Genomic DNA, 12,162 nt, shown 5'->3' on the forward strand with positions numbered 1-12,162 from the left:
GCCATGTTATCCTACTGTTAATCTAGTGTTATCGGTTTGTGAATATTAAAATAATATTAATGCCGCGACCGAACCGATGCGGTCGCGGCAAGCCACAAAAAAAGCCGGACATTGCTGCCCGGCTCTTCACTATGCTGTGCTGTATTATTCAGCGACTGTTTCCTGCTTCCGTACCTTGATAACCAGGCTTTCACCTTCACCTGGGTAGTCCGCTTCGATTACGTCGCCTTCTTTCAGTTCACCTTTGAGGATCTCTTCAGCGATTGGATCTTCCAGGTACCGCTGGATGGCCCGGCTCAACGGACGTGCCCCATACTGCTGGTCGTAGCCCTTGTCCGACAGGAAGTCTTTCGCTTTCTCCGTCAGTTCGACTGTATATCCCAGACTCGTGATGCGGCCCAGCAGTTTGCCCAGCATCAGGTCGATGATCTTGTGAATGTCTTCGCGTTGCAGCGAGTTGAACACAATCACATCGTCCAGACGGTTGAGGAACTCCGGCGAGAATGCTTTCCGCAGCGCGCTCTGAATCGTGTTCTTCATCATCTCGTCCTGCGCTTCAGCCGACTTTTTGGTCGAGAAACCAATGCCTGCACCGAAGTCTTTCAGGTCACGCACCCCGATGTTTGAGGTCATGATGATGATCGTGTTGCGGAAGTCGACCCGGCGACCCAGACCGTCGGTCAGGATACCGTCATCAAGCACCTGCAACAGGATGTTGAACACGTCCGGGTGAGCCTTCTCGATCTCGTCGAGCAGCACGACCGAGTACGGCTTCCGGCGGATCTTCTCTGTCAGCTGACCGCCTTCTTCGTAACCGACATAGCCCGGAGGGGCACCAACCAGCCGGCTGACGCTGAATTTCTCCATGTACTCCGACATATCGATCCGAACCAGCGCATCGTCTTTGTCGAACAGGTACGTCGCCAGCACTTTCGCCAGTTCCGTCTTACCGACGCCCGTTGGTCCGAGGAAGATGAATGAGCCGATTGGTTTCTTCGGATCTTTCAAGCCGACGCGTGTCCGCTGGATGGCTTTCACCAGTTTGTCGATGGCAGCCTGCTGACCGATAACCCGGCCTTTCAGCTCTTCGCCCATGCTCACCAGCTTACGCCCTTCGTCGTTCGACACGCTCGTTACGGGAATGCCCGTCATCATCGCGATCACTTCGGCGACGTTATCTTCGTTGACCGTGTAGCGACGCTTCTTGGTGTCTTCTTCCCACGCTTGTTTCGCGCGTTCGAGCTGATCAATCAGGCGCTTCTCCTTATCGCGGAGTTGTGCAGCCTCTTCGTACTTCTGGCTCTTGACAACCTGGTTTTTCTCTTTCTTGATATTCTCGATCTGCTCTTCCAGTTTGAGAATATCCTCAGGCACCGTGATGTTCGAGATGTGTACGCGGGCACCCACTTCGTCCATTACGTCGATTGCTTTGTCGGGCAGGAACCGGTCAGAGATGTAACGCTCCGACAGTTTCACCGCAGCCTCGATAGCCTCCGCCGTATAGTTGACGTGGTGGTGTTCTTCGTACTTATCCTTGATGTTATTCAGGATCTCGATAGTCTCGTCGATCGACGTAGCATCGACCATTACCATCTGGAAACGACGGGCTAACGCGCCATCTTTCTCGATGTACTGACGGTACTCGTCAAGCGTCGTCGCGCCAATGCATTGAATGTCGCCACGGGCTAGTGCAGGCTTGAACATGTTCGACGCATCAAGCGAGCCCGATGCACCACCGGCCCCCACGATCGTGTGCAATTCGTCGATGAACAGAATCACTTCGGGCGATTTTTCCAGCTCGTTCATCACGGCTTTCATGCGCTCTTCGAACTGACCCCGGTATTTGGTACCGGCCACCAGCGACGCGAGGTCGAGGGTAACGACACGCTTACCGAACAGTACCCGCGATACTTTCTTCTGCACGATCCGCAGCGCCAGCCCTTCGGCGATAGCCGTTTTACCGACGCCCGGTTCACCAATCAGAATCGGGTTGTTCTTTTTACGGCGGCTCAGGATCTGGGCAACGCGCTCAATTTCTTTTTCACGACCAACGATTGGGTCAAGTTTACCGACTTCCGCCAGCTTGGTCAGGTCGCGACCGAAGTTGTCGAGTACGGGGGTACGCGACTTCTCCGTTCCCTTCGGGTCTTTGCCTGAACCGCTGCTGCCGCTGCCACCGCTAAACATGCTGCGCTCGTTGTCATCATCATCGGTTTCGGGGCCCATTACCGGACGGCTTCCCGAAGATTGGTATTCCAGCATCTCCTTGATGATTTCGTAGTTAACATTAAACTTATTCAGAATCTGCGTAGCAACGTGATCTTCGTCGCGCAGAATTGACAGCAGGAGGTGTTCCGTACCGATCAGTGGACTTTTGAATATCTTGGCTTCCAGATACGTGATCTTCAGCGTTTTCTCCGACTGACGGGTCAGCGGTATGTTCGCTAAGTTCTTGACGTTATTGGTTGCCGTTCCTTTCGTAGCCTGTTCAATGGTTACCCGGAGTTCGTCGAGCGAGATGCCAAGTTTTTTGAGCAATCCCACAGCGACACCTTCGCCTTCACGAATCATACCCAGCAGGAGGTGTTCCGTGCCGATATAATCGTGGCCTAAGCGCAAGGCCTCTTCCCGACTCAGCGAGATGACTTCCTTGACGCGATTTGAGAATTTTGCTTCCATTCGATTGTAGGGTCTCCTAAGGTAAGCGGTAATAGTAATTTAACGTAGAGTTTCCAGGATTTGTTCACATTCGGCTGATGCCTTTCACGTGGCTTTATCCGCTGTCTGCTAGCCACAAATGCCGGTCACTACGTAGCAATGACAGCGGCTGATTCCCGGCTTACCAGGTACTCCCGGGCGGCCGGCCCCTGACAAAACAAGAGATCGACGCCACTCAGATTCGGTACAAAATCAGGACCAAAGTTCTGCTCGTAGGGTACGGGGCGGCCAAACAGCTGCGTATGTCCCCTGTTTTGCGGAATTAGCCGCGAACGGGCATCAAACTGACCGGGTCCGGCTTCGGTTTGGTACCAATCTGTCAGTACGACCGGGGTCTTTATCTGGAATAATTTCAGACAAATTGTCAGCAACTCCCAGTTCAAATCGAACAGAAACGGCCAGTTACGTTCGTATACCGGTGCCAGGTAAGGCGCGTAATACTCGAAAAAGGGCGATCGGCCATACGCGGCCGTCAGCGTACGCCAGTGTTGCTGCTGCCACCGCTGATTTCCATCGATGCGCAAATCGCGGATGGGCTGGTGATGCGTGCCGCGCTCCACCGGCACGGTAAGGGCTTCGATTTTATTCGCCGTTCGAACGTAGCACCGATTTCGATAACTTTGCTTCTGGTAATGTTCCTCCGCTTCAATACTGACCCGCCCGAACTGCGCTATCCCCGTCAGGTAATCCAGACAGGGCAGGTATTGCAACTCGATAAGCAGTTCAGACGATTGATGTGGCAATTGGTACTTTTCCAATAGAAATGACGGTATCTGTTTACAAATAAAGCAAAAAAACGATACGGCCATCGTACTTACTTAATTTTTAATCTCCGGTCATGGTGCATTTTACTGACACCTTCGCACTGCCGGACTGTACCCATTATCGATGCTCTTTTTCCGCCTGCTGGCCCGGCTGCCCCTCTCCTTTCTCTACGGCCTGTCGACGTTTCTGTCGGTACTACTCCACCGGGTGATCCGCTACCGCCGGTCAGTCGTGGAGGAGAATCTGCGGCAATCCTTTCCCGAAAAGTCGGCGAACGAGATTCAGCGTATTACGAAAGATTTCTACCTGAACCTGACGGACTTATTCGTTGAAACGATCAAACTGCCGGGCTTGCAGGCCGACGAACTGCTGAAGCGCGTGGTGTGCTTCAACACGGACTTGTTGTTCGACTGGATAAATCAGGGCAAAACGGTTATCGTGATGACGTCGCATACGGCCAACTGGGAGTGGACGGCCCCAGCCATGGTGCTGCATGGTTTCCGGGTCGATAGTGTGTACAAGACGCTGAGCAGCTCGTTTTCGGAGCAGATGATGCTGCTGATACGCAGCCGGTTTGGTGCGGTGCCCGTGTCGATGAAGACACTGCCCCGCCGAATGGTCAGCGAAAAGAACAACCCACGGTTGATTGGCATGGTCGCCGATCAGGTACCCGATATTCCGGAGTACGCGTACTGGACGGACTTCATGCACCGCGACACGCCCTTCTACCCCGGCTCGGAACGGTTGGCACGAAGCCGGAACCTGCCCGTGGTGTATGCCGATCTCCGGCGGGTGAAGCGGGGCTATTACGAACTGACCTTCAAGCCCCTGGCCGGACCACCCCACACCGACCTGCCCCCCGGCGCAATCATCGACCGCTACCGCGATCTACTGGAAACCACCATCCGGGCCAAACCTTCCGACTGGCTATGGTCGCACAAACGCTGGAAACACTGGCGCGGCAAATACGCCTTCCTCGATCCGAAACTGACTTGATTAAACACAGAGGGACGCCATCGAGCGTCCCTTTTTTATTTGACAGGATTACAGGATTTGCAGGATTTTCTTATTTGTGATTCGTCGATCAAGTTCGGCGATTGCTACATGGTGCCAGATACTTAAGACAACAATACAGCCCGTCTAAACACAGTAGAAAAATCCTGCAAATCATGTAATCCTGTCAATAAACCCCTTACAGCGAATCGCGACGGGCTTTCTCGGCGCGCGACGAATCCCGTTTCGCTTTCAGTTTATCGGCTTCACCCTGAATGGCATAGCCTGCTTTGTTGACCCCTTTGTCGATGACTTCACCGGTTTTATCGACGCCCGTAGCAACGGCTTCGGCCGCTACTTTGGCTTTCCGTTTTGCGCCCCGGCCGGCTTCCTTGGCCGTTTCGCCGATGGCACTTCCCGTTTCTTTCAGGTCCTCTTTCAGTTTTGCCTTGCGCTCCGCTTTTTCCTGCTTGCGCATTTCTTTTTTAATAGCCGTCGAATCCTGCGCATAAGCGCTGATACTCAGACCCAGTACGACAGCCACTATGGCGATTGCTTTCGTCTTCATGCTAACTTGTTCGTTTACATACGCCCGGCATTCCAGCCGGGCACCTAAGTAGAATTAACTAGTCCGTTCACGAATTGTTTGTGCGTCACGGCCTTGTCTACTAACGAACCTTCGTATCGGGAACTCCGTTTTTTCCTGTGCGTGACCGGCCCCGTTCATCTGTAGGCTTTTCGTACCTTTGTCGTACTAATCCGGCTCTGCCCGACCGACGTATGTCTGATTCATCCATCGCTTTGCCCAGCCCGACGGCGACCGTCGGTACTTCTGTTTTATATACGCCCTCGCTGACCGAGTATGTTCGTCGGAAAACCAGCACCGTCGTTATCGGCGACGTGCCTATGGGCTCCGATTACCCCATCCGGGTACAGTCGATGACGACTGTCGATACCATGGATACGGCCGGGTCGATCGAGCAGTCGATTCGGATGATCGAAGCGGGCTGCGAATACATCCGGATTACGGCACCCAGTGTGAAGGAAGCGCAGAACCTGGAAAACATTCGAAACGGACTGCGCGCGCGTGGGTACACAACGCCACTCGTGGCCGATATTCACTTTACGCCCAATGCCGCCGAACTGGCCGCACGCATCGTCGAAAAAGTACGAATCAATCCCGGTAACTACGCCGACCGGAAACGATTCGAATTTATCGACTATACCGATGCCGCCTATGCCGCCGAGCTGGAGCGCATCCGGGCCAAATTTCTGCCCCTGGTACGCATCTGCAAGGAATACGGAACGGCCATGCGTATCGGTACCAACCACGGCTCTCTTTCCGACCGGATTCTGAGTCGCTACGGCGATACGCCGATGGGGATGGTCGAGTCGGCGCTGGAATTCTTGCGCATCTGCGAAGCCGAAAACTATTTCAACATCGTGCTGTCGATGAAGTCGAGCAACCCGCAGGTGATGGTACAGGCTTACCGTCTGCTGGTACAACGGCTGGATCAGGAAGGTTTGAAACCGTATCCGCTGCACCTGGGTGTAACGGAAGCCGGCGAAGCGGAAGACGGGCGCATCAAATCGGCGCTTGGTATCGGTACGCTGCTGGAAGATGGCATTGGCGATACGGTTCGGGTGTCGCTGACGGAAGAACCCGAGCGGGAAGCGCCGGTGGCGCAGGCCCTCATCGATCGGTACACGAACCGGCGGAGCGAGAGTCAGCCCATACCGGCGGTTGACCAGTATCCGATCAATCCTTACCAGTACACCCGCCGGGCGACGCAGGAGGTTGCCAATCTGGGCGGGTCGAACGTGCCCCGCGTCATTGCCGACTACAGTCAGACGCCCATTACGAGCCACAACGACCTGCACCCTATCGGCCATTTCTACCTGCCCGTCCCCGATAAGTGGCGGATGAACGACCTGGGTGCCGATTATGTCTACACGGGTCTGACGCCAGCATCATTTATGCTGCCGAATGGCCTGAAGGAAGTGCTGGATTACATCGTCTGGCAGAACGTCGACGATCTGGCCAACACGCTGCCGATGCTGCTGGCCAACGAGTACCTGACGGCAAAAACGTCGGGCGAACCTCTGCACGACCGGCTGAATTTTGTCCGGTGTACGTGGGATGATCTGTCGGACGACCTGCTAGATCAACTCCGTACCGATCAGACGGTTGCACTTGTGTTATCGACCGACAATGCCCACGCCATGGCCGAACTCCGCCGGCTGGTTGTCGAACTGATGAATCAGGGTATCAATACGCCCGTGGTGATCTGGCGCAGCTATGCCAACGTTCCTGAAGCCGACCTGCCGTTATTTGCTGCGACCGACGCCGGTGGTCTGTTGATCGACGGTCTGGGCGACGGCATCATGCTATCGACAGCCACGACTACGGATGCCGACAAGAAACGACTTAACGAACTGGCCTTCGGCATTTTACAGGCTGCCCGCACCCGCATCACGAAGACCGAATACATCTCCTGCCCGTCCTGCGGCCGGACGCTGTTTGACCTGCAGGAAACGACAGCTACGATCCGGCAACGCACCGATCACCTGAAAGGCGTCAAGATTGGCATCATGGGCTGCATCGTCAACGGGCCGGGTGAAATGGCCGACGCCGATTACGGCTACGTCGGTATCGGTCGCGACAAGATCGCACTGTATCGGGGGCAGGAGGTCATCAAGAAGTCCGTCCCCGCCGACCGGGCTGTCGACGAACTGATCGAACTGATTCGGGAGGACGACCGCTGGATCGAACCCGAACTGACGACAGTCGGGTAAGTACCGGCAGTCCGGCGTTTTCAGCCACGAAAAGAATGATAAAACAATCGGATTTAACGCCGAATTAGGGACCTGTATTCGTCCATTTTCTGTTGATGTACAGGAAGGCAGTGGCCCCGTTGTCGTTGGCTTCTGCAACCTTAACGACTCATATTGTGAACAGACTGATCGATTATTTTCGCATTGGCCCGGTGTTTCGGTACTTCATCAACGTATTCCGCAAGCCCGATCCAAGCAAGCCAACCAGCGTCAACCTGCGCATGATGCACGGCATCAACCGCATCTCGATTCTCATGTTTCTCTTCGCCGTCATTGTCTATACGGTTCGGCACTGCGCTCGATGAACACCGAAACCCTGCGCTCCTACTGCATCAGCAAGCCGGGCGCAACCGAATCCTTTCCGTTCGATGAGTCGACACTGGTGTTTAAAGTCGGCGGGAAGATTTTCGCCCTGCTCGACATCGACAGCCGACCGACGACAGTAAACCTGAAATGCGACCCCGAACGGGCTGTTCAGTTGCGGGAAGAACACGCTGCGGTGGTACCGGGTTTTCACATGAACAAGCGGCACTGGAACACCGTCACCCTCGGCGGCACGCTCCGCAGCAGTGACCTGCACGACTGGATCGACCACTCCTACGAACTGGTTGTCAAGTCGTTGCCGAAAGCCGTTCGGACCGAACTGAGCAGTAACTAATTCGTCGCTGCGGCTTGCGCCGGCACCCCTCATTATTGTAAATTCGCATTCAAGCCAAACGAAACAGATCGGTTATGGAAGTGGCGTTGATTGGTTTTCTGTTCGTGATGTATCTGATCATTCGGTACTACGTGGTCGATCACGACACGCCCGCCGATAAAGACCGGAAGCGCTTTCAGAAAGGCATCGACCTGGTGGTACAGCGCGACTACCTGAACGCCCACACCTACTTCGACGAGGCCGTCCGGCAGAATCCCAAATCGGCCCTTGCCTATGCCTATCGGGGTAAGTGCCAGCTCGCGCAGGAAAACCATCACTCCGCCATTTTCGACCTGACGCAGGCCCTCAGCCGCGATAATACGCTGGCTGACTGTTACCTCGACCGGGGTATTGCCTACTATCAGCTGGAGAATTTTTCGGAAGCCTTCCGCGAGTTCGACAAGGCTGTTTGGCACTTTCGCGACGAAAAGCCGGATGCGTATCGCTGGCGCGCGCTGGCCCGGATTCAGGTGCGGCAGTTACCCCAGGCCGAGAACGACCTGCGCCGGGCGGTACTGCTCGGCGATGAGAACTCGTTTCACCTGCTGCTTCAACCACCCTTCACCCGGCCGGTGTATCACCGCAAGTAAATCGGCTATTCTATCCGCCGGCTGACCTCCCCCCTAGCACCCAGAAGGTTAGCCTTGTAGTGGTTCCAATTGACGTTCGTTAACTGGCTTACTAGGTAAGTTTTTTTACCCCTAAATCCCCTGAAGGGGACTTTGCTCGTACTCGGAGAAAGTCCCCTTCAGGGCAAGGCTGTTAAGTTCTTAAATTAACGCTGACGGTAGCCAAATTACCTTCGGTCCATCTACCCCCCAGCCCCGAAACGTCGGCCCGGCCTAAAGGGGGTGAACTTCATTTGTGGAATGCTCCCCCTTTAGGGGGCTGGGGGGTAGGGCGGAACAGAACTTAACACCCCTGCCCTTCAGGGGATTTAGGGGTAAAAAAGGCCTGCTAATAGCATCGTGGCCCACTTAGGCAAAACCCCTACGAGGTTAGCCCTAAAGGGGAAGTAGTTCTTCACGGAAGGCTCCCCCTTTAGGACGGGCCGACGCTTCGGGGCTGGGACGGCCGGCTGCCGCCGGGTAGATCAGAACTTAACAAACGCTCGCTAGAACACGTAACTTACGGTCAGGCGGCCGTTGATGGGTGGCTGGGGTACCCAGTAATAAAGACCGTTGCGGTACCAGGGCGTGGCGATGAGTTGCCGGTTGAGCAGGTTATTGACGATCAGGTTTACCCGCACCGCATGATGCTGCCAGCCCAGCCCCCCGTCGAGCCGGAAATAATCGGGCGTCGTGTGCTGCGTCGCCGTTGCAAAACGCTCTCCCCGCCCAGCCTGATACTGATACCCCATCGATACCGTCAGGCCGGCACCGATGGGCAGCGCGTAGTTGAGCCAGGTATTCTGCACATGCTTTACATACATGGGCGTCGGCGTACCGATCAGCAGCGGGTTAACGTCCTGCTCGACCTTCGAGTCGCAGTAAGCGTAGTTGACCACCACATTCAGCCCCCGCGCTACCTGCCCCACCACATCGACATCGACACCCTGCGACATCGTCTGACCAACCTGAATCCGGTACTGCGCATTGTTGGGATCTGTCGCGATGATGTTCGACCGGTTGATACGGTACAGCGACAACGTCGAGTTCCAGCGGCCGTTGAACCAGTTTTTCTTGATACCGATCTCCCGGTTTACGCCCTGCAACGGCCGGATAGCGTCTCCGCCAGCGGTAACCCCCGCCTGTGGTACGAACGTCCGGTCGTAGAGCGCGTACACCGTCAGGTCGGGGCGCAGGCTGTAGCTGATCCCTACGCGGGGTGTCACGACGTGATCGCTCGATTCCGTATGTACGCCCGACACGTCATTGCCTGTCCGGGCGGTGGTGAAGCGGCCCGCCACCGTCAGCCGCAATTTATTCCGAAACAGACTCAGCTCGTCGAGTGCATAAACCGACTCGTACGCCACCCGCTGATTCGTGTTGCCGTTCGCCACACCGCCCGGCGTGTGGTAGCCCGGAATCTCCGCGCCGTAGTCTGGATTGGTTACGTCGAGCGGATAGTACGTTAGCTGCGTCGTACCATTGGCATCTTTGTAGGTATTGTACGACACATAGCTATCGGCCAGGAATCGCTTCTGATTGACGTCGACGCCCATCAGCAACTGATGCTGTACCAGTCCAGTCGTGAAAGTTCCGTTGACGAATGCCTGCTGCGAATAAACTTCCGTTCGGTTCAGGTCGTATTTCGGGTTTCGCAACAACACATTCGGGTTAGCTGCGTTGACGCCCGTTACCCACAGGTAGATTCCCTCCGCATTGTTCCGCAGGAATGAACCCCGCACGGTCAGTTGCCAGTTTGCGTTAAACTGATGCGCAACCGTCAGGAAGCCGCTGTGATCCTGCGCGTGAATGGGTCCAACACTGGGTTCGTTGATGGAGAAATCGACGGGTAACGTACCGAATCCGGCCGGAGTCATGACGATGGGGCTGTACATCGCGTATTTATTGGCCTGATACTGGTACTCCGCCGACACATAGGTACGATCGCTGATCCGGTATTTGAGTACGGGCGCGATCAGAAATCGCCGGTTGTAATCGAACTTGACGAATGAGTTCGTCGTCATGCCCATCGTATTGAGCCGGTACAGCAGTTTGCCTTTCTTATCGAACTTACCGTCCAAATCGACCGCCAGCCGGTAGAAGTCGAAACTACCCAGCATGGCCGTAACGGCGTACCGCTGTGCCCCCGTCGGCTGTTTGGTCAGGATGTTGAAGCTACCCGCCGGATCGCCGATGTTATTCATAAACAGCGACGGCCCCTTCACAAATTCTACCCGATCGATAATGGCCGCGTCGTCGGGCGACGGCCCCCGAAAGATGGGCGTCAGATCGACACCGTTGCGCAGGCTGGAGATCAGCCCCCCACGCATGAACATGAAGGGACCCAGGTTATTCGATATTTCCTGCCGGATGACGCCACTCACATTCCGGCTGACGCTCTCGGTCATGTTAAAGCTTCCCTGATCGGCAATGATCTCGGGCGTAATCGTCTGGATACTCTGCGAGAGGTTGATCGGAGTCGTTTTTAGCCGCAGCGCACTCGAAATGCTGTTGCTCGTATACGTCCGAAAGTAGCGCGAGCTGACCCGTACTTCGTCCAGACTCCGGCTGTTGTCGGGTGTCAGTACGATGGTCAGCACGGTTGTCGGGTCAGCAACCGATATCGTACGCGACTGGTAACCGACATAGCTAACCTGCACGGCCGACACTGACCTGGTGGTGCGCAGTTCGAAACGCCCGCTACTGTCGGTGGTCGTTCCCACCGTCGCCCCCGATACGGTAACGGTAGCACCGGGCAACGGGGCGTTGGGTGATTTTTCATCGGTCACGATCCCCCGAATCGTCACTTGCGCAATGGATACAAGATTGATTGAAACAAAGCAGAGCAGTAGTAAAAACTGTCTAACAAACATGGATTGTATGGTAAAAAGGTAGTACGAACCAGCCACGAAAGGTCAGGTTCAAGAAGAAATGACTAGTCAATCCAACGCAGCCGTACGGCATGGATCACGCCGGTACGACCGACCTCTGGAGTCGATGTTCACTGGAAGAAAGACGTGAAAGAGAGCGCGTAATTAACGGCGGGGTGGGCGCAGCAACTCGTCGACCAGATAGGTAGCGACTGAGCGTTTGTATGTAAAGAGACCCGTTGCGTCAGTGAGCACGGTCAGGGGTGCAAACGAAAAGCTAGTTCCTGCCTCGCAGAACAGCTGTACTACCGGCGTATTCCGGACGCGCTCACTCGTATCCTTGTCCTGCCGGTCCTGCTGGGCTTTCAGCTTTTTGGCCAAGTAGCATTGGCCGTCGCAGTGCAGTTCGGGGCGGTCCCGGTTTTCGCAAAGTACCCGCGCAATGTAATCGCGGTTGAGGTTATAGTAGGCAATGGTTCCCCACGGACTGATGCCGGGCAGCAGTACCGCAAACAGGAGCAGATAGACAAGCAGGGAACGCATTGGGGGGCAAAAGTAAGCCGGAATAGCTTAACTTGCCTGTTTGAATAAAAGAAGAAAGAGGTTAGAAGAAAGAGAAAAGACACCGAAGAGCCATTCTTTCTTCTGCCGTCTTTTCTCTTTCTTCTAACTTCTA

The 12,162-nt window shown here is 55.2% G+C and carries 10 protein-coding genes; 5 read left to right on the forward strand and 5 right to left on the reverse strand.

Going from position 1 to position 12,162, the window contains the following annotated elements:
• Positions 1-144: 144 nt before the first annotated feature.
• Entirely contained in the window at positions 145-2,679 is a 2,535-nt protein-coding gene (locus CLV58_RS17085) for an ATP-dependent Clp protease ATP-binding subunit (protein ID WP_106139039.1), read from the reverse strand.
• Between the two features lie 128 nt (positions 2,680-2,807).
• The gene (locus tag CLV58_RS17090; protein ID WP_245882364.1) at positions 2,808-3,476 is read right to left on the reverse strand and encodes a WbqC family protein; all 669 of its coding nucleotides are present in this window, start codon (positions 3,474-3,476) and stop codon (positions 2,808-2,810) included.
• A 130-nt stretch (positions 3,477-3,606) separates the two neighbouring features.
• Here CLV58_RS17090 and CLV58_RS17095 point away from each other — a divergent pair, with 130 nt between their 5' ends.
• Positions 3,607-4,479 carry a lysophospholipid acyltransferase family protein gene (locus tag CLV58_RS17095; protein ID WP_106139041.1) on the forward strand — a complete coding sequence of 291 codons (873 nt, stop codon included), beginning with the start codon at positions 3,607-3,609 and terminating at the stop codon, positions 4,477-4,479.
• Between the two features lie 196 nt (positions 4,480-4,675).
• On the opposite strand, the gene CLV58_RS17100 is transcribed toward CLV58_RS17095, so the two are convergent.
• Positions 4,676-5,044, reverse strand: a complete 369-nt coding sequence (locus CLV58_RS17100; protein ID WP_106139042.1) for a hypothetical protein — start codon at positions 5,042-5,044, stop codon at positions 4,676-4,678.
• A gap of 212 nt (positions 5,045-5,256) precedes the next feature.
• Here CLV58_RS17100 and ispG point away from each other — a divergent pair, with 212 nt between their 5' ends.
• From ispG to CLV58_RS17120, 4 genes are all read left to right on the forward strand, one after another.
• Entirely contained in the window at positions 5,257-7,272 is a 2,016-nt protein-coding gene (gene ispG, locus CLV58_RS17105) for a (E)-4-hydroxy-3-methylbut-2-enyl-diphosphate synthase (protein WP_106139043.1), read from the forward strand.
• A gap of 155 nt (positions 7,273-7,427) precedes the next feature.
• Positions 7,428-7,616, forward strand: coding sequence for a DUF6728 family protein (locus CLV58_RS17110; RefSeq protein ID WP_211300872.1), 189 nt, complete (start codon positions 7,428-7,430; stop codon positions 7,614-7,616).
• Entirely contained in the window at positions 7,613-7,969 is a 357-nt protein-coding gene (locus CLV58_RS17115; RefSeq protein WP_106139044.1) for an MmcQ/YjbR family DNA-binding protein, read from the forward strand. Before CLV58_RS17110 ends, CLV58_RS17115 begins: the two co-directional genes overlap by 4 nt.
• Before the next feature lie 74 nt (positions 7,970-8,043).
• Entirely contained in the window at positions 8,044-8,598 is a 555-nt protein-coding gene (locus tag CLV58_RS17120) for a tetratricopeptide repeat protein (RefSeq protein ID WP_106139045.1), read from the forward strand.
• A 524-nt stretch (positions 8,599-9,122) separates the two neighbouring features.
• On the opposite strand, the gene CLV58_RS17125 is transcribed toward CLV58_RS17120, so the two are convergent.
• Both CLV58_RS17125 and CLV58_RS17130 read right to left on the reverse strand, forming a co-directional pair.
• The gene (locus CLV58_RS17125) at positions 9,123-11,489 is read right to left on the reverse strand and encodes a TonB-dependent receptor (protein ID WP_106139046.1); all 2,367 of its coding nucleotides are present in this window, start codon (positions 11,487-11,489) and stop codon (positions 9,123-9,125) included.
• A gap of 162 nt (positions 11,490-11,651) precedes the next feature.
• Positions 11,652-12,029, reverse strand: coding sequence for a hypothetical protein (locus CLV58_RS17130; RefSeq protein ID WP_245882365.1), 378 nt, complete (start codon positions 12,027-12,029; stop codon positions 11,652-11,654).
• Positions 12,030-12,162: the final 133 nt, after the last annotated feature.

Origin of the sequence: Spirosoma oryzae (genome assembly GCF_003002825.1) — a bacterium.
Lineage (GTDB): Bacteria > Bacteroidota > Bacteroidia > Cytophagales > Spirosomataceae > Spirosoma > Spirosoma oryzae.